The 16,213-nt window shown below is 65.8% G+C and carries 24 protein-coding genes and 1 tRNA gene; 11 read left to right on the top strand and 14 right to left on the bottom strand.

What is annotated here, in order from left to right; translation table 11 throughout:
* The first annotated feature begins 72 nt into the window (after positions 1-72).
* The 3 genes from B9N75_RS10740 to B9N75_RS10730 are packed head-to-tail and all read left to right on the top strand — an operon-like array spanning position 73 to position 2,406.
* Positions 73-792: a sterol desaturase family protein gene (locus B9N75_RS10740; RefSeq protein ID WP_085219576.1), complete on the top strand. Its 720-nt coding sequence runs from the start codon at positions 73-75 to the stop codon at positions 790-792.
* 40 nt (positions 793-832) lie between these two features.
* Positions 833-1,969, top strand: a complete 1,137-nt coding sequence (locus B9N75_RS10735) for an N-acetyltransferase (RefSeq protein WP_085218797.1) — start codon at positions 833-835, stop codon at positions 1,967-1,969.
* 59 nt (positions 1,970-2,028) lie between these two features.
* Positions 2,029-2,406 (top strand): DUF6491 family protein, encoded by a 378-nt coding sequence (locus tag B9N75_RS10730; protein WP_157123802.1) that lies wholly within the window; start codon positions 2,029-2,031, stop codon positions 2,404-2,406.
* Here the strand turns inward: B9N75_RS10730 and xth are convergent, their stop codons facing one another.
* From xth to B9N75_RS14225, 3 genes are read right to left on the bottom strand one after another with little or no spacing between them, the layout of a single operon-like run.
* Entirely contained in the window at positions 2,407-3,180 is a 774-nt protein-coding gene (gene xth, locus B9N75_RS10725) for an exodeoxyribonuclease III (protein ID WP_085218795.1), read from the bottom strand.
* A 37-nt stretch (positions 3,181-3,217) separates the two neighbouring features.
* Positions 3,218-3,553 (bottom strand): iron-sulfur cluster insertion protein ErpA, encoded by a 336-nt coding sequence (gene erpA / locus B9N75_RS10720; protein ID WP_085219574.1) that lies wholly within the window; start codon positions 3,551-3,553, stop codon positions 3,218-3,220.
* A gap of 37 nt (positions 3,554-3,590) precedes the next feature.
* The gene (locus tag B9N75_RS14225; protein WP_172840872.1) at positions 3,591-3,740 is read right to left on the bottom strand and encodes a hypothetical protein; all 150 of its coding nucleotides are present in this window, start codon (positions 3,738-3,740) and stop codon (positions 3,591-3,593) included.
* A 129-nt stretch (positions 3,741-3,869) separates the two neighbouring features.
* Between B9N75_RS14225 and purS the strand changes: the two genes are divergently transcribed.
* The 7 genes from purS (at position 3,870) to B9N75_RS10685 (ending at position 10,048) form a co-directional block, all read left to right on the top strand.
* Positions 3,870-4,109, top strand: coding sequence for a phosphoribosylformylglycinamidine synthase subunit PurS (gene purS, locus B9N75_RS10715; protein ID WP_085218794.1), 240 nt, complete (start codon positions 3,870-3,872; stop codon positions 4,107-4,109).
* Positions 4,106-4,768, top strand: a complete 663-nt coding sequence (purQ, locus tag B9N75_RS10710) for a phosphoribosylformylglycinamidine synthase subunit PurQ (protein WP_085218793.1) — start codon at positions 4,106-4,108, stop codon at positions 4,766-4,768. The genes purS and purQ overlap by 4 nt, the downstream gene beginning before the upstream one ends.
* A gap of 67 nt (positions 4,769-4,835) precedes the next feature.
* On the top strand, positions 4,836-7,031 hold the full coding sequence (locus B9N75_RS10705) for a TonB-dependent siderophore receptor (protein ID WP_085218792.1): 2,196 nt from the start codon (positions 4,836-4,838) through the stop codon (positions 7,029-7,031).
* Positions 7,032-7,035: 4 nt separating this feature from the next.
* Positions 7,036-8,280 carry a PepSY-associated TM helix domain-containing protein gene (locus B9N75_RS10700; RefSeq protein ID WP_244552329.1) on the top strand — a complete coding sequence of 415 codons (1,245 nt, stop codon included), beginning with the start codon at positions 7,036-7,038 and terminating at the stop codon, positions 8,278-8,280.
* A 73-nt stretch (positions 8,281-8,353) separates the two neighbouring features.
* Positions 8,354-8,430: transfer RNA gene (locus tag B9N75_RS10695), tRNA-Arg, on the top strand.
* Between the two features lie 22 nt (positions 8,431-8,452).
* Positions 8,453-8,983 (top strand): dihydrofolate reductase family protein, encoded by a 531-nt coding sequence (locus B9N75_RS10690; RefSeq protein ID WP_085218790.1) that lies wholly within the window; start codon positions 8,453-8,455, stop codon positions 8,981-8,983.
* Positions 8,984-9,082: 99 nt separating this feature from the next.
* On the top strand, positions 9,083-10,048 hold the full coding sequence (locus B9N75_RS10685; protein ID WP_085218789.1) for an NAD(P)H-dependent flavin oxidoreductase: 966 nt from the start codon (positions 9,083-9,085) through the stop codon (positions 10,046-10,048).
* On the opposite strand, the gene B9N75_RS10680 is transcribed toward B9N75_RS10685, so the two are convergent.
* The 4 genes from B9N75_RS10680 to B9N75_RS10665 all read right to left on the bottom strand — a co-directional run bounded on the left by B9N75_RS10680 (position 10,045) and on the right by B9N75_RS10665 (position 12,388).
* Positions 10,045-10,488 carry an acyl-CoA thioesterase gene (locus tag B9N75_RS10680; RefSeq protein ID WP_085218788.1) on the bottom strand — a complete coding sequence of 148 codons (444 nt, stop codon included), beginning with the start codon at positions 10,486-10,488 and terminating at the stop codon, positions 10,045-10,047. The genes B9N75_RS10685 and B9N75_RS10680 overlap by 4 nt on opposite strands.
* Positions 10,485-11,612: an iron-containing alcohol dehydrogenase gene (locus tag B9N75_RS10675; protein ID WP_085218787.1), complete on the bottom strand. Its 1,128-nt coding sequence runs from the start codon at positions 11,610-11,612 to the stop codon at positions 10,485-10,487. Before B9N75_RS10675 ends, B9N75_RS10680 begins: the two co-directional genes overlap by 4 nt.
* Positions 11,613-11,646: 34 nt before the next feature.
* A complete protein-coding gene (locus tag B9N75_RS10670) occupies positions 11,647-12,087 on the bottom strand; it encodes a DUF1465 family protein (RefSeq protein ID WP_085218786.1) in 441 nt (146 codons plus the stop codon).
* Between the two features lie 97 nt (positions 12,088-12,184).
* Positions 12,185-12,388 (bottom strand): YdcH family protein, encoded by a 204-nt coding sequence (locus B9N75_RS10665; RefSeq protein ID WP_085218785.1) that lies wholly within the window; start codon positions 12,386-12,388, stop codon positions 12,185-12,187.
* Between the two features lie 159 nt (positions 12,389-12,547).
* Between B9N75_RS10665 and B9N75_RS10660 the strand changes: the two genes are divergently transcribed.
* The gene (locus B9N75_RS10660) at positions 12,548-12,703 is read left to right on the top strand and encodes a YdcH family protein (RefSeq protein ID WP_085218784.1); all 156 of its coding nucleotides are present in this window, start codon (positions 12,548-12,550) and stop codon (positions 12,701-12,703) included.
* A 6-nt stretch (positions 12,704-12,709) separates the two neighbouring features.
* Here the strand turns inward: B9N75_RS10660 and B9N75_RS10655 are convergent, their stop codons facing one another.
* The 7 genes from B9N75_RS10655 to B9N75_RS10635 all read right to left on the bottom strand — a co-directional run bounded on the left by B9N75_RS10655 (position 12,710) and on the right by B9N75_RS10635 (position 16,162).
* On the bottom strand, positions 12,710-13,072 hold the full coding sequence (locus tag B9N75_RS10655; RefSeq protein ID WP_085218783.1) for a PilZ domain-containing protein: 363 nt from the start codon (positions 13,070-13,072) through the stop codon (positions 12,710-12,712).
* A 119-nt stretch (positions 13,073-13,191) separates the two neighbouring features.
* Positions 13,192-13,647: an RNA polymerase-binding protein DksA gene (gene dksA / locus B9N75_RS10650; RefSeq protein WP_085218782.1), complete on the bottom strand. Its 456-nt coding sequence runs from the start codon at positions 13,645-13,647 to the stop codon at positions 13,192-13,194.
* Positions 13,648-13,981: 334 nt separating this feature from the next.
* The gene (locus B9N75_RS14080) at positions 13,982-14,362 is read right to left on the bottom strand and encodes a hypothetical protein (RefSeq protein WP_157123801.1); all 381 of its coding nucleotides are present in this window, start codon (positions 14,360-14,362) and stop codon (positions 13,982-13,984) included.
* A gap of 6 nt (positions 14,363-14,368) precedes the next feature.
* Positions 14,369-14,659, bottom strand: coding sequence for a hypothetical protein (locus B9N75_RS14075; RefSeq protein ID WP_157123800.1), 291 nt, complete (start codon positions 14,657-14,659; stop codon positions 14,369-14,371).
* Between the two features lie 24 nt (positions 14,660-14,683).
* On the bottom strand, positions 14,684-14,908 hold the full coding sequence (locus B9N75_RS14070) for a hypothetical protein (protein ID WP_157123799.1): 225 nt from the start codon (positions 14,906-14,908) through the stop codon (positions 14,684-14,686).
* 141 nt (positions 14,909-15,049) lie between these two features.
* Positions 15,050-15,616, bottom strand: coding sequence for a hypothetical protein (locus B9N75_RS10640; protein WP_085218780.1), 567 nt, complete (start codon positions 15,614-15,616; stop codon positions 15,050-15,052).
* A 105-nt stretch (positions 15,617-15,721) separates the two neighbouring features.
* On the bottom strand, positions 15,722-16,162 hold the full coding sequence (locus B9N75_RS10635; protein WP_085218779.1) for a host attachment family protein: 441 nt from the start codon (positions 16,160-16,162) through the stop codon (positions 15,722-15,724).
* Positions 16,163-16,213 lie beyond the last annotated feature (51 nt).

The raw sequence follows: 16,213 nt of genomic DNA, 5'->3' as shown, positions 1-16,213 counted from the left end.
TGAGGTATCAGGGTGAAACTCGCCGAAACCGCGCGTCCGGGCTTCTGGAACCGCTCGCATCATCTCGACAAGATGACCTTCCGCGAGCTGGTGATCGCTTATGTGCAATATCCCGCGATCATCGCCTATACGGCGCTCGCACTGATCGCGCTCGGTCTTTACGCGTGGCAGCCGGCGCCGCTGGTGCCCACGCTCATCGCGGTCGGCGTCTCGACCTTCGTCTATCCGCTCGTCTGGTACGTCCTCCACCGCTGGGTTCTGCACAGCCGCTGGATGTTCAAGGTCTCGCCCCTGGCCGCGACCTGGAAGCGCATCCACTATGATCACCATCAGGATCCCAACCACCTGGAGGTTTTGTTTGGTGCGCTTCACACCACGCTGCCGACGATCGCCATCGCCACCGCGCCGCTGGGTTATGCGATCGGCAGTTATTGGGGTGCCGGCTTCGGCGGCGCCTGCATCGCCTTCGCGACGGGCCTGCTGACGACCTGCTTCTACGAGTTTGTCCACTGCATCCAGCATCTGGCCTACAAGCCCAAGAGCAAGTGGATCGCGGAAATGAAGAAGCGTCACATGGCGCATCATTTCCACGACGAGAACGGCAATTACGGGATCACCACCTTCTTCTGGGACAAGGCGTTCGGCACTTTCTACGACCGCGCCGATCGGCCCGAGAAGAGCGCGACGGTGTTCAATCTGGGCTACACGCCCGAGATCGCGAAGCGCTGGCCCAAGGTCGCCGAGCTTTCCGGCGGCGTTGCGACGGGCCATCCCCGCCAGCGGGATCGCTGAGCGCTCGACGGCACCGGGTCCGAAGGACTAAGCCCCGCACATGGACAATCTCAAGATCCGCCCCGTCGTCACGCGGGCGGACCGCAACGCCTTTGTCGATCTTGCCTTCCGGCTGAATGCGGGTGATCCGAACTGGGTGCCGCCGCTGAAGGCCGAGGTGCACGCCCTCCTCACGCCTGGCGACAACCCCTGGTTCGAACATGCCGCCGCGGCGCTTTTTCTCGCCGAGCGTGACGGCCGCGTCGTCGGCCGCATCTCGGCGCAGGTCGATCAGCTTGTGCTGCAGCACATGGGTGACGGCACCGGGCAATGGGGCATGCTGGAGGCGGAGGACGAAGCCGTCGCAGCGTCGCTGCTGGCCAAGGCCGAGGCCTGGCTTCGCGATCAGGGCATGACGCACAGCCTGGGGCCGTTCAGCCTGTCGATATGGGACGAACCGGGACTGCTGATCCAGGGCCATGACCATCCGCCCACGGTGATGATGGGCCACAACAGCGCCGCCTATGAGGCCTGGGTCGAACGCACCGGTTACAAGAGCGTCAAGGACCTCTTCACCTACGATCTCGACATCACCCAGCAGATGCCGCCGATCGTCCAGCGCATCGTCCAGTCGGGCGAGCGCAATCCGCGCATCCGCATCCGCAAGGTCGACAAGTCCAAGTTCGACGCCGAAGCGGCGATCATCCTCAACATCCTGAATGATGCCTGGGGCGACAATTGGGGCTTCATCCCGCTCACCGATTCCGAGATCGCCTATGGCGGCAAGAAGCTGAAGCCGATCGTCTACGAGGATTTGATCCGCATCGCCGAGGTCGACGGGCGGCCCGTCGCCTTCATGATGACGCTGCCCAACCTCAACGAGTTCATTACCGACCTCAACGGCAGCCTCTATCCCTTCGGCTGGGCGAAGCTGCTGTGGCGGCTGCGCAAGCCCAAGGTGCGGACCATGCGCGTGCCGCTGATGGGCGTGCTGCGCGAATTGCAGAACAGCCGCCTCGCCAGCCAACTCGCCTTTATGATGATCGAATATATCCGCCGCGATGCGGTCGCTGATTATGGCGCGACGCGCGGCGAGATCGGCTGGGTGCTCGAGGACAATGGCGGTATGCGCGCCATTGCCGAGACCATCGAGAGCCGGATCAACAAAATCTACCGGATCTACGAGAAGACGCTGTAGCGGCCGACGGGGCAACCACCCTCGCGGGCATGCGTTGGCGGATCGAAGGGATAACGCCGATGATCCGCCTTGCTCTCCCCGTTGCAGCAGCCTTGGTCTGCATCGCCGCGGCGCCCGCGCCCAAAGAGCCGCCACCCTCGGCAGCCAAGCAATGCTTCTTCGCAAACAGCGTCAACGGCTTCACCAATGCGGGAAAGAACCGCATCCACGTCCACACCGGGCCGCGCGACGTCTATCTTTTCGAGGTCGCGGCCTGCCCCAATATCAATTTCAGCCAGCGGCTGGCGCTCCAGCCGATCGGCGGCGGATCGATCTGCAGCGGGATCGACGTGACGCTGATCGTGCCCAACATCGCGGGCGCGCAGAAATGCCCGGTGCGGATGATCCGCAAGCTGACGCCCGAGGAAGTCTCCGCGATGCGCAGCCGCCGCCGCTGATCAGTCGGCGATGGAGACCCAGGTCGGCGCATGGTCGCTGGCCTTTTCGCGCCCGCGATACTCCTTGTCGACGCCGGCATCGAGCAGCCGGTCGGCCGCCATCGGGCTGAGCAGGAGATGATCGATGCGGAAGCCCGCGTCGCGCTGCCAACAGCCGGCGGTATAATCCCAGAAGGTGTAGACCGCGCCGGTCGGGTAGCGCGCGCGGATCGCGTCGGTCCAGCCCTGGTGGACGATGCGGCGGAGCGCAGCGCGGCTCTCTGGCTGCATCAGCGCGTCGTTCGCCATCGCGCGGACCGAGAAAACGTCCTCATCGGTCGGGATGACGTTGTAATCGCCCGCCAGCACCACCGGTGTCTCCTCCGCCAGCAGATCCGCCGCATGGGCTGTCAGCCTATCGAGCCAGGCGAGCTTGTAGTCGAACTTGGGGCCGGGCTGCGGGTTGCCGTTGGGAAGATAGATCGACGCGATCGTCACCCCCGCCACGTCCGCCTCGATATAGCGACTGTGGGTATCGTCCGGATCGCCGGGGAGCCCCATCCGGCGGAGCTCCGGCTCGGCCCCGCGCGCGAGAATGGCGACGCCGTTGAAGCCCTTCTGCCCGTGCGCAACGAAGCCGTAGCCGGCGGCCTCGATATCGGCGGCGGGGAAACTCTCGTCGGCGGTCTTCAACTCCTGCAGGCAAACGACGTCGGGCGTCTGTTCCTCCAGATATTCGAGCAGGCGCGGCAGGCGCGCGCGAATGCCGTTCACATTGTAGCTGACGATCTTCATGGGCCCGGGTTAGCTGCGCCGCGCGCCGCGTGCCAGCCTAGATGCTGAAGCTGGTCCCGCAGCCGCAGCCCGACGCCGCGTTCGGGTTCGTGACCTGGAACGAAGCGCCGCCCAGCGACTCGACGAAATCCACTGCGCTGCCGCGGACCAGATCGAGGCTGATCTCATCCACTACCAAGGTCACGCCGTCGCGTTCGGCGATGGTGTCGTCGTTCTCCACCGCGTCGGCGAGTCCGAAGCGATACTGGAAGCCGGCGCAACCGCCGCCATCCACTGCCAGGCGGAGGATGGCAGGCTTGCCCTGTCGCGCCGCGATCGCGGCAACGCGCGCCGCCGCGGCGGGAGTGAGATCGATCTGCAGTGCTTCCGCCATGCCGCCGAGATAGTGCCTGCGCGCGGTCGTCACAAGCTCAGGCGCGGACGCGATATCCGGAGACGATGCCGAACAGGAACGCCATGAACAGCGCGAGCTGGACATGCCCGGCCGGGTCGTCCCAGCCGATCATTTCCCCGCCGTAGATGAAGAGGCCGATGAACGATCCGAGTGCCAGCACGACCATGCGAAATGTCCGCGGAAAATTGAACCTTGCGCAGGCACCATCGCATTGCCGGGTAAAGACGAGGTGAACCTTGTTTCCGCGCGCGCCCCTCGCCATAGAGGCCGCGTCCCCGAGCATCCGGAGCTTTCCATGAAGACCCGCGTCTATGTCACGCTCAAGAACGGCGTCCTCGATCCGCAGGGCAAGGCCATCCATCACGCGCTGGAGGGGCTGGGCTTTTCGGGCGTCAACGATGTCCGTGCCGGCAAATTCATCGAGCTGGATCTCGCGCCGGGCGTCAGCGAATCGGATGTCGAGGCGATGTGCCGCAAGCTCCTCGCCAATACGGTGATCGAAAATTTCCGTATCGAGCAGGATCAGGCGGCATGAAGAGCGCGGTCATCGTCTTCCCCGGATCGAATTGCGACCGCGATCTCGCCGTTGCGATCCGCGAGGTGACCGGCACGGCGCCGGCGATGGTGTGGCATCGCGAGACCAGCCTGCCCGAGGGGCTCGACCTCATCGCCGTCCCCGGCGGCTTTTCCTACGGCGACTATCTCCGCTCCGGCGCGATGGCGGCCAATTCGCCGGTGATGCGCGCGGTGAAGGAGGCGGCCGATCGCGGCGCCTATGTGCTCGGCATCTGCAACGGATTCCAGATCCTGACCGAAGCAGGGCTGCTGCCCGGCGCGCTGATGCGCAACGCCGGCCTCAACTTCGTCTGCCGTGATGTCGGCCTGTCGGTCGAGAACAGTCAGTCCGCCTTCACCAGCCGCTACAAAGCCGGCGAGGCGATCGCCATTCCGGTGGCGCATCACGACGGCAATTATCAGGCGGATTCCGAGACGCTCGACCGGCTGGAAGGCGAAGGGCGGATCGTCTTTCGCTATACCGGCGCGGTCAACGGATCGGCGCGCGACATCGCGGGAGTAGTCAACGACCGCGGCAATGTGCTCGGCATGATGCCGCACCCCGAGCGGATGATCGAAACCGCCCACGGCCGCACCGACGGGCGCCGGCTTTTCGAAGGGCTGCTCGCCGCGGCCTGAGCACAATTGACTTTGCGAACTACTATCAATAGCAACACCCTCCTGTAGCCATTCAGGGGGATTATCGATGTCGAGCCGCCGCCGCGCATCCGCGCGGTTGTTGATAGGTGCAGCTTTTGCCGCTGCAGCCGCGCCGTCCCATGCCGAGGAAGGCGCTCTGGAGGCCCTGATTGCTGCCGCCCAGACTACCGCCGCCGATATCGTCGTCACCGGCCGCGCGCAAAAGCTCTACCGCGCCGAGGAAGCGACGGTCGGCAAGGTGCCGGCCGATCCGCTCGACATTCCGCAATCGGTACAGGTCATCACCCGCCAGCTTATCGAGGATCAGGGCGCGCGCGACGTGACCGATCTTTATCGCAACGTCTCCGGCATCAGCCTCTTCTCTTATTCGGGCGTCACCTTCCGCGGCTTCCGGCAGGACACTGCCTTCTATGATGGGCTCCGCGGCAATCCGTTCACCGGCTTCTCGGTGCCGCAGCTCTTCAACATCGAGCGCGTCGAGTTTCTGAAAGGTCCGGCCGGGATGCTTTACGGCCCCGGCTCGCCGGGCGGCACGATCAACTATGTCACCAAGAAGCCGAGCGACATCTTCGCCGCCGACGTACGCGGCATCGTCGGCAATTTCGATCGCATCGGCGGCTCCGCCGAAATCACCGGCCCGCTCACCGCAAATGGCGCGGTCGCGGCGCGCGGAGGTGTGTTTTACGAGGATTACGACAGCTTCCGCATCAACGCCGAGAGCAAGACCTTCATCGGCGACGCCGGCGTCAGCTTCCGCATCGCCGATCCTGCCAAGCTCACCATTCAAGCCACGCGATACGACCAGGATCTACCCGGCAACCGCCTCCGCGGCGTTCAGGTCGATCCGCAGGGTAATTTCCTGACGTCGATCCGCTGGAACCACAACGAGCCGACCGACTTCCTCGATCTCGATGCGACGGTGATCCAGGCGCGGTTGGAAGGCGCGATCAGCGATGCGCTGTCCTACGACATCTCCGGCCGCTGGTTCGAATATAACGAGAAACAGAATTACCACGAGCAGCAGGGCCTGCGCGACGCGGACGGCGACGGCGTGCCCGACTTCATCCGCCGCGAGTTCCGCGATCAGATCCGCCGCACCGAAGGGCTATCGTTCGGCGCCAATCTGATTGCGCGTGTCGATCTGCTCGGCGCGGCCCATACATTCCTGCTTGGCGGCGACTGGTCCGATGAGGATTCCGCGCTGCAATCGCGCACCGCGCGGCCGGTGGGCACTGCCGGCGGCGTCGTCCCCACCCTTTCGCTCCGCAACCCGGTCTACGGTCTGACCTCCGGTGCCGATTACAATCTTTCGGCGGTGCCTTACGCGTTGAGCGGCAGCGAGGCGATCCGCTACGGCATCTATCTTCAGGACCAGATCGAGATCGGCGAACGCTTCGTGCTGCTCGCCGGCATCCGCAACGACTGGTTCGAAGATACCAACGCCGTCACCGGCCTCGGCTTCAAGGAGGACGAGATCACGATGCGCTTCGGCGCGATCTACAAGCCGCGGCCGGACATCTCGATCTACGCGAGCTGGTCCGACGCCTTCGATCCGCAGAGCGCGGGAAGCCAGGACCCTGCCGCCGGCGGCCCCTTCCCGCCGCAGACCGGCGAGCAGATCGAGGCAGGCGTCAAGACTGCGCTGATGGACGGCCGCATCCAGACAGGCCTCGCGCTCTACCGCATCAAGCGGCAGAATATCGTCCAGACTGATGCCACACGGCCGCCGGTCAACGGGGTCAACCAGCTCGCGCCAATCGGCGAGATCACCAGCAAGGGCGTCGAGTTCGACCTTGCCGCCGATCTGACGCCGAACTGGGTGCTGACCTTTAACTACGGCTACAACGACACGCGCGTCACCGGCACCGTGCCCGGACAGGCGATCACCAATGCGGTCGGCGATCGCTTCGTCAACGCGCCGAAGCACAAGCTCGGTTTCTGGACGCGCTATCAGGTCGCACCGATCAAGACCGCCTTCGCCTTCGGCGGCGAATATGTGTCGGCGCGGCGCGGCTTCGGCGGCGAATATCTGCCGGGCCAGCCGCTCGTCCCGGCCGAGCGGGTGAAGCCCTATGCCGTGTTCGACGCCTCGATCATCAAGGATTTCGGCTTCGTCGAGGCGATGCTCCGCATCGACAATATCTTCGACAAGACCTACGCGGCCTCGGGCTTCGGCCTCCGCAACGGCGCCTTCCCCGGCGATCCGCGCACCGTGTTCCTCGAAGTGCGCAAGCGGTTCTGATCCTTTGGCCGAAGCCGATCCTCCAGTCCGCGTCCGCGCTCCCAAGGGCCGTTCGCTCTGGTGGACGGTCCACGCATGGGCCGGACTGAAGCTCAGTTTGTTCATGGCCTGGGTGATGCTGACCGGGACGCTCGCGACCTTCTCGGTCGAGATGGACTGGCTCGCGCGCCCGGCGATGCGCGTCATGCCGCAGGACGCGCCGCTGGCATCGTGGGGCACGCTCGTCGAGGCGGCGCGTGCTGCGCCGGCACGCGAGGGGCTGAAAGGCGCGAAGGTCGGCACGATCTACGCGCCGCAACATAGCTGGTTTTCCGTCGAGGCGATCGCCGCGACCGACGACGGCCGCTATCGCATTTATCTCGACCCCTATTCGGGCGAGGCGCGCGGCACCGGCGCATGGACCAGCTTCCAGCGCTTTTTCCGCGAGATGCACCGCCACCTGCTGATGCCCGCCAAATGGGGCATCCCCCTCGTCTGCTCGCTGTCGCTGCTGCTGCTCGCCTCGCTCGTAACCGGGCTGGTCAGCTACAAGAAATTCTGGCGCGGTTTCCTGCGCAAGCCGCGCGGCGGCAATGCGCGACGACTCAACGGTGACATGCACCGGCTCGCGGGCCTCTGGTCGCTGTGGTTCGTCGCGCTGATCGGCCTCACCGGCTTCTGGTATCTGGTCGAATCGCTCGGCGGCGACGCGCCTTATGCCAAGGCGCCGAACCTGGCGGACACCACGCCGGCGATAATGCTCGACGCTGCCAGGATCGACAGGCTCGCCGCCACCGCGCAAGCTACCTATCCGGCGCTCCGCATTCTCGAAATGCGGCTCCCGGACAAGGCCGGCAAGCCCATCGGCTTCTTCGGCCAGGCCGACGCCATGCTCGTCCGCGATCGCGTCAACGGCGTGTGGCTCGATCCGGCGAACGGCCGGGTGATCGAAGTGCTGCGCGGCGAGAGCCTCACCGCCCACCAGCGTATCTCCGAAATGGCCGATCCGCTGCACTTCGGCACCTTCGGCGGGATGGCGACCAAGATCATCTGGTTCGTCTTCGGCGTCTTTCTCACCGGACTCTGCGTCACCGGGGCGGCGATTTACAGCCTGCGCATCGCCAATAGCGGTCAACCCGAAGAGCGGCGCGCCGCCCGGAGGCACGGGCTCGTGCGCCGGATGTTCATAGGCATGGGCTTTTGGCGCTGGCCCGCTATTGCCGCCGTGGTCGCCAGCCTGATGCTGATTCCCGGCTGGCTGATGAAATAGCCGGCAGGCTCGCCGATCCACCGAACGCGCCATGTTCCGTCAATTGCGGAAGCGCGCTAGAGCGTCAGCCAACGCGCCCGTAGCTCAGCTGGATAGAGCACGAGACTTCTAATCTTGAGGCCGCAGGTTCGACTCCTGCCGGGCGCGCCATTTCTTCGGGAGGACGCGGTCGATGGCCAGGCTCGTATTCGGGATGAACCAGTCGCTCGACGGCTATGTCGATTATATGAAGTTCGCGCCGGACGCGGCGCTCTTCCGCCATTTCATCGCCGAGGCGGAGGCGCAGACCGGCAGCATCTACGGCCGGACGATGTACGAGATCATGCGCTATTGGGACGACGACCAGCCCGAATGGGGCACCGATGAGCGCGCCTTCGCGGCGGCTTGGCGGCGGCAGCGGAAATGGGTGGTGTCGCGATCGACGCCCAAGGTCGGGCCGAACGCAACATTGGTGTCGGGCGATCTGCAGGACGCCGTCCGCGCGATCAAGGATGCGGAGGACGGCGAGATCGAGGTCGCCGGGCCAACCCTGGCCCGCAGCCTCACTGATCTCGGCCTGATCGACGAGTATCGCATCTATCTGCATCCGGTCGTCCTTGGCGGCGGCACGCCCTATTTCGCCGGACCGCGGCCGCCGCTCCGGCTGATAGGGCACGAGCGGATCGGCGCGGATGCATTGCGGCTGACCTACGAGCCCGCCTGATCCTGCGGCACCAGACGGCCTGACCTACGAGCCCGCCTGATCCTGCGGAACCAGACCCGCGCGATTTGACCCCGGCGCGGCAACCGATATGCAGGCGATATGGCCATCACGCAAAAACAGCTAAGCCCTCTCCGCCTGCCGGTGATCGGCTCGCCGCTCTTCATCGTCTCGTGCCCTGAGTTGGTGATCGCCCAGTGCAAAGCGGGGATCGTCGGCTCGTTCCCGGCACTCAACGCGCGGCCGCAATCCCTGCTCGACGAATGGCTGCACCGGATTACCGAGGAACTGGCGGCGTGGGACCGCGACAATCCCGACACGCCGGCCGCCCCCTTTGCGGTCAACCAGATCGTCCATCGCTCGAACGACCGACTGCAGCAGGACATGGCGACCTGCGCCAAATGGAAAGTGCCGATCGTCATCACCTCGCTGGGCGCGATCGAGGAGGTCAACCAGGGCGTCCATAGCTGGGGCGGGATAACGCTCCACGACGTCATCACCGATCGCTTCGCGCGCAAAGCGGTGGAGAAAGGCGCGGACGGCGTGATCGCGGTGGCGGCGGGCGCGGGCGGCCACGCCGGGCGCCTTTCCCCCTTCGCGCTGGTGCAGGAAATCCGCGAATGGTTCGACGGGCCGCTGATCCTGTCGGGCGCGATCGCCAATGGCCGCGCGGTGCTCGCCGCGCAGGCGATGGGCGCAGATCTCGCCTATATCGGCTCCCCCTTCATCGCGACCGAGGAGGCGAACGCCGGCGCCGACTACAAGCGCGGCATCGCCCAGGGGCGCGCCGACGACATCATTTATTCCAATCTGTTCACCGGGGTGCACGGCAATTACCTCCGCCAATCAATCGTCGGCGCGGGGCTCGATCCCGACAATCTGCCCGAGGGCGACATCAAGACGATGGATTTCGGCGCGGGCAGCGCCAAGGCATGGCGCGACATCTGGGGATCGGGCCAGGGCATCGGCGCGGTGAAGGCGGTCCGCCCCGCCGCCGATTATATCGCTACGCTGGCCGAGGAATATGCGGCGGCGAAACGAGAGCTCGACCAGGCGTTCAGCGGCTAGCCGTCCGTCACCAGCAAAGTCTCGAACGCGGTCCGCCACTGCGACGGCAGCGGCGCCGGTCGGCGCGCGGCGCGATCGACATAGACGTGGACGAAATGCCCCTCCGCCGCCGCTTCCTCCGCGCCGTGTGCGAAGACGCCGAGCACGTAACGGATGCTCGACGCGCCGATCGTCTCGACCGCAAGGCCGATGTCGACATCGTGCGGATAGGTCAGCGAGCGGGCGTAGCGGCATCCCGTCTCGACGACGAGGCCTATGGGGTCACCCGCCGCGATGTCGAGCAGCCCGGCCTCGATCAGCCAGGCGTTCACCGCCGTGTCGAACCATTGATAGTGGACGGTGTTGTTGACGTGGCCGTAAGCGTCATTGTCCGCCCAGCGCGTGCCGATCGTTCGCCAGGCGCGATAGGCGTCACGCCCGCGGAGCGGTGCCCGGCTCACAGCGCCGCCTCATAGAGTCGCAGCGCGTCCGCTTCGTCGATCGGCCGCGGATTGTTCATCAGCAGCCGTTCCTGCTTCATCGCCTCCCGCGCCAGCAGCGGCAGATCGCCGCGCGTCACGCCGACGTCCGCCAGCCGCTGTGGCAGGCCGCAGGCGATGGAGAGCCGCGATAGCGCTTCGACCAATCCCTGTGCCTGTCCCTGCACACCAAGCACGGCGAGCGACGGATCGATCACGCAACCAAGCTCCGCATAGAGTGCCATCGCGGCGGGCATATTGTGGCCGAGTACCGGCGCCAGCATCAGCGCGTTGGAAAGCCCGTGCGGCACATGGAAATGGCCGCCAAGCGGATAGGCGAGCGCATGGACCCCCGCGACGGGCGCATTGGCGAAGGCAACACCTGCGAGATGCGCTCCCAACAGCATCGCGCCCCGCGCGTCCAGATCGTCCGGGACGTCGCAGACTCGGACCAGATTGGCGACGAGCAGACGGAGCGCCTCTCGCGCCAGCATGTCCGACAGCGGATTCTTGCGGTGCGCCGAAGTGTAAGCCTCGATCGCGTGGACCATCGCGTCGATCCCGGTCGCCGCTGTCGCATCGCGCGGCAGCCCGACGGTCAGCTCGGGATCGAGCAGCGCCCAGTCCGGCACCAAGGCGGCGCTGCTGACGCCGCGCTTCTCGGTCGCGCCGACCGTGATGACCGACACCGGCGTCGCTTCCGATCCCGTGCCAGCCGTGGTCGGCACCATCGCGAGCGACAGCCGCCGCCCCACGGCCTTGCCGACGCCCCACAGAGCATCGAGATCGGCGCCCGAGCCGAGGAGATAGGCAGCGAGCTTGGCGACATCCATCGGGCTGCCGCCACCGAGGCCGATGACCGCATCGCACCCCGCTCCCGCCGCGACCGCCGCTTCCAGCGTCGCGCGCGATGGATCGGCCTCGACGGCATCGAACACTACAGCTCGGCTACCGAGAGCCGTGATCAACGGGTCCGCCAGGCCGAGCGCGCGAACCTGCGCGTCGGTGACAAGCAGGCAGCGTCCCGCGAGCAGCTCCGCTGCGCGCGCGGCAACGCCTGGCCTCGCCACGACCTTTGGCCCGTAGATGAATTCGAATGGCGCCATCGCGCCGATGCTTAGCGCCGCTCGGCAGGCCTCGCTAGAAGGCGCGTTCCAGCCGGCTCATCAGCCCGCGTGCCGGGCTCGGCTGCGGCTCCTCGATCAGCGCGCTTTCCGCGAGCCGCGCGACGCGGGCATAGAGCTCCTGACTCGCCGCGATCAGCTTGCCGGCCATGTCGGGCAGACGCGCGATCAGCGTTTCGTCACTCGGCGCGGTCTCGCCCAACCGGCGCGCGGCGTCGCTCATATGCCCCGGCGGCATCTCGCCCGCGTCCAGCGCGCGCTCAGTGAGCAGCCAGGCGACGAGATGCATGAGCCGCGTCGTCACCTTCAGCGATTCGCACGAGAAGCTGACGCGGAGCAGCGGATCGAGCGCGCCGCGCTCCTCGCGGCCCTGATCGTCGAAATAGGCGCGCGCTTCGTCGGCCAGCAGCATCGCCTCGACATAGAGCGAATCAATGAGCCGCGGCGTCATCCGCATGTCCCGCACTCCCCCGGTTTCACGTCCGCAACGATATGCCCCGCGGCGGGGCGCGTTAAGGTCAAAAGAGGGTTAAGCATGTCCCACGGCGGGAGCGTCAGGCGATGATGTCGGGGATGAGCTGGTCTTCCAGCGCCTGGATCTCGTCCTTCAGCCGAAGCTTACGCTTCTTGAGTCGCGCGAGTTGGAGCTGATCGTTGTTGACGCTGACGCGCAACGCCTCGATCGCCGCATCGAGATCGCGATGCTCAAGACGGAGTTGCGACAGGCGCACCGTCCGTTCGGTCGCTCCGACTGTCATCGCCGCCCCATGCTCCCGCTACTCAACCGCCTCCGAGAGGCGTATAGATAATCCATCAACGGATCGTCGTATATATCGGGATGACGGTCCGATCACGCGAGACAAGCCCGAACGGGAGTGTTCTAAACGGGGTCAGCCGCAACCAAGAAGGAGATGGGAATGCAACAGGCGCATCTGTCCGCTCTCGAACAGAAACATGCCGGCTTGGAGGCGATGATCGCCGCCGAGAATCAAAGACCCCACCCGGACGATACGCTGGTCGCGCGTCTCAAGAAGGAAAAACTACGCGTGAAGGAAGTGATCGCCGGGATGTAGCGATCGTCAGCGGGTCCGCGGCGGCGCTGCGCCGCCTGCGGCCCTGCGGCCCACCGAACGGCGCGCCTTGATCGGATCGACCTCGTCGTCGAATGCGATGCCGATCTGGCCGCCCTGTACCCAGACCACCCGGCCCTTTACCGAGCCGAGACCTTTGAGCGTCGCGACCACCGGATCGCCGCATTCCACCTTGTCGTCATAATCGGCCATCAGTCCGACCGAGGAGAGGTTGCGCACCCGAACAGGTGCCAGATCGCCGGCTGGATCGCTGCCGCGGCGGATCGTGGCGCACAGGAACAGGCTGTCGCGATAGGCGCGCCGGCCTTCCAGCGGCCGCTTGGCCGACGACGACGGGTTGAAATCGAACATGCACCACTCCGGAAACGCGATCGGCGGCCGGGATTGCCGGCCGCCGAAGTATCGCTTTCAAGAATGGCGATCGCGTTAACGCGGGCGGCAGGCGATGCCGCAGCGCCGCGCCGCCTGGATCAGTCGTCGCGCGAGACGCGCTCGTTGCGCTCGTGCCGCTCCTGCGCCTCGACCGTCATCGTGGCGATCGGGCGCGCTTCGAGCCGGGCCAGCGAGATCGGCTCCCCGGTCACTTCGCAATAGCCATATTCGCCGGTGTCGATGCGGCGAAGCGCGGAATCGATCTTGGAGATGAGCTTGCGCTGGCGGTCGCGGGTGCGCAGCTCGATCGACCAGTCGGTCTCGCTCGATGCGCGGTCGGTGACGTCGGCCTCGCGGATAGGGCCGCTCTTGAGCTGCTGCATCGTATCGCGCGATTCGCGGATGATCGCATCCTTCCAGTCGAGAAGCTTGCCGCGGAAGTAACCGAGCTGGACCGGATTCATGAACTCCTCGTCGGAGCTCGGCCGATAGTCCGGATTGGGAATGACAGCCGCGAATTGCGGGCTGTAGATGTCGCTGAGAGCCGTCGCCATAACCCCTCCACTCCGTTTCGCAGCCGAAACCGGACCGCGCAAACCCTTGGCGCCGCTCGCTTTTGCGCGATTGTCGGCACCTGCCCCACGCGGCCTATACGCATCTCACCAGTCGGCCACAAGCGGCGGATGCACTGATCCGCGCGACGAGCCGATTCCGTGCCTGCGCGTGACATTTTTGCATGAAGTCATTCTGCCCCGGGTGCGCGAATCGGACTGAAACGGCCGGTCACGGACGTCCGAATCGCGATGCGGATTCGACGGACGAGCGAGGCATTCGTTCATCGCCGCCCGACACCTGTCCCCGTACGGAACAACGAAACGAGAATGGGGCCTAAAACCCCGATTCTGAAGGCGGAATATGGTTAACGGGCTTGCTGCTCTGCCGGACTTCAGCATCCTGACCGCAGATCAATCCGAAATGGAACCGGCGCTGCGCAGGGCAGTCCGGGGCCGGCGGGAAGAGCAAACAGGGTGCGTCTATGTCGGTGAAAATGGCTCTCGCGAAACTCTGCGCCTGCACGTGCGGCGGTGCGGTGATCGGCGGCGGCGCCGTCCATATGGCGGAAAATCCGCCTTCGCGACCCGCCATCGTCAAGATGGCCAAGGCGAGCACCCCGGCAAAGCGCCAGTCGATCAAGTCGGTCAGATCAGTGAAGCGCATCAAGCGCACGGCCTGCACCGTGACGCCGGGTAAGACGGTGACGACGCGCACGGTGTCCTATGCCGCGCCGCCGCCCATCCCGCTACCTCCGCCGCCCCCGCTCATCCCGCCCGCGACCGGCGGTGGCGGCGGTGTCACGGTTATCGGCGGCAGCGGCGGTTTCGGCGGCGGTTTCGGTGGCGGCTTCTTCAGCGGCGGCTTCTTCGGCGGCAGCAGCTCGGGCAACATCATCTTCACGGCCTCGACCAGCACGTCGACGGGCGGCTCTTCGTCCAGCTCCAGCTCGTCCTCGTCGTCGAGCAGCAGCTCGTCGTCGAGCTCCAGCTCGTCGTCGTCGGGTGGCGACAAGCCGCACAAACCCCACAAGCCGGGTCACGGTTCGAGCGGCAGCTCGGGCAGCAGCTCTTCGTCGAGCTCGTCCACGGGCAGCAGCAGTTCCACGGGCGGGTCGAGCAGCTTCGGCGCCAGCAGCACGAGCACGAGCAGTTCGTCGTCCTCGTCGTCGAGCAGCAGCAGCAGCTCCTCATCGTCGTCGAGCGGCGGCGGACACGGCAGCTCGACCGGCGGCACGCCGGTGCCTGCCCCGCCGATGATCATTCTGTTCGGAGCCGCGGCCGCCGCCCTGGTGGCCCGGCGCAAGCTGGGGGCTGCCGTCCGCTGACGCACGGACGCCGGACAGACAAAGGCCGCGCCCATCCCCTGGACGCGGCCTTTGCTTTTTTCTGACCGTAAGGCCGGTTATTCGCCTTCGGTTTCCGCTTCCGGAGCAGCGGCGGGCGCCGGCGCCGAAGACGCAACCTGCGCTTCGAGCTGAGCGGCAGTCATGCCGATCATCGGGCCGTTCTGGCCGGGGCCGAAAGCCGATACGGGCAGCTTGACCAGCGTACCGCTGGCCAGCTTCACGGTCGCGAACTGATCGTCCTTCTCGGTGACGGTGCCGACGGTGCCACCGCCCGAACCGTAGACCGTTGCACCAACCGCAACGGCATTGGCTGCCTGTGCCATCGACTGATCGACGGCGGCATTCACCTCGGCGAGGGTCATGCCCATGACGAGACCGCCGTCCGCCGCCGCGAAGGCGTTGTTCGGCAAGCGCACCTGATGCCTGTCGGTCTTCAGGACGACATTGGCGCCGTCGACCGACTCGATGGTCCCGATCGCGCCGCCCTGCGGATCCTTGACCGCCATGCCGGCGGTGATCTGCGGCACGGCCGCGGGCGCCGCGGCGTCCTGCGCGATCGCGGGTGCGGTGAGGCCGCCGAAAGCAAGCGCGGCGGACAGCAACAACGTCTTACGAATGGACATCAACTACTCCTGGGTCGTGGAAGGAATGGAAGCAGCCTAACCAGCGAGGCCGCGAGCACAACCTTTCTTAAGACAACGCGCCCGAAGCCACGATGAACCGGTCGTTCATTCGGCGATCAGGATCTTTTCGATCTCCGGAACCGGATGGCCGGTGAGCGTCTTCGGAATTTCCGCGGTGATCCGCTTCTCCGTCTCCTTGTGAAGATGCTTGCGAAGTTCGCCGAGCGTACGCGGCGGCGCGACGATCACCAGCGATTCGAAGTCGCCTTCCAGCGCACGGCGGTTGAGCAGTTCGGCCGTGCTGGCCGCAAACCGGTCTTCTTCCAGCTGATGGAAATCGGTCTCTTCGTAAGCGCTGCGGCCTGGGCTGAAGCTCGCGAAGCTGCGGCCGGGGGCATCGGTCGACTGCTCGCGATCGGGGGGATTATCCTGCTCGTCCTTCCGCTCGACCACCAGATTGGGATGCTCGCCGTCACCTTCGTTCCGGAAGAAGAGCGCCTTCGCGCCATCGGCTACCACGATCATGCTGTTGTGCGGAACGCGCATCGAAATCTCCTTGTGCTCTTATGCCCCTCCAACGCGCCCATGCCGCTTCGG

This window comes from Allosphingosinicella indica (assembly GCF_900177405.1).
GTDB classification, from domain to species: Bacteria; Pseudomonadota; Alphaproteobacteria; order Sphingomonadales; family Sphingomonadaceae; genus Allosphingosinicella; species Allosphingosinicella indica.
This window is presented reverse-complemented; position numbering and strand designations above follow the sequence as displayed.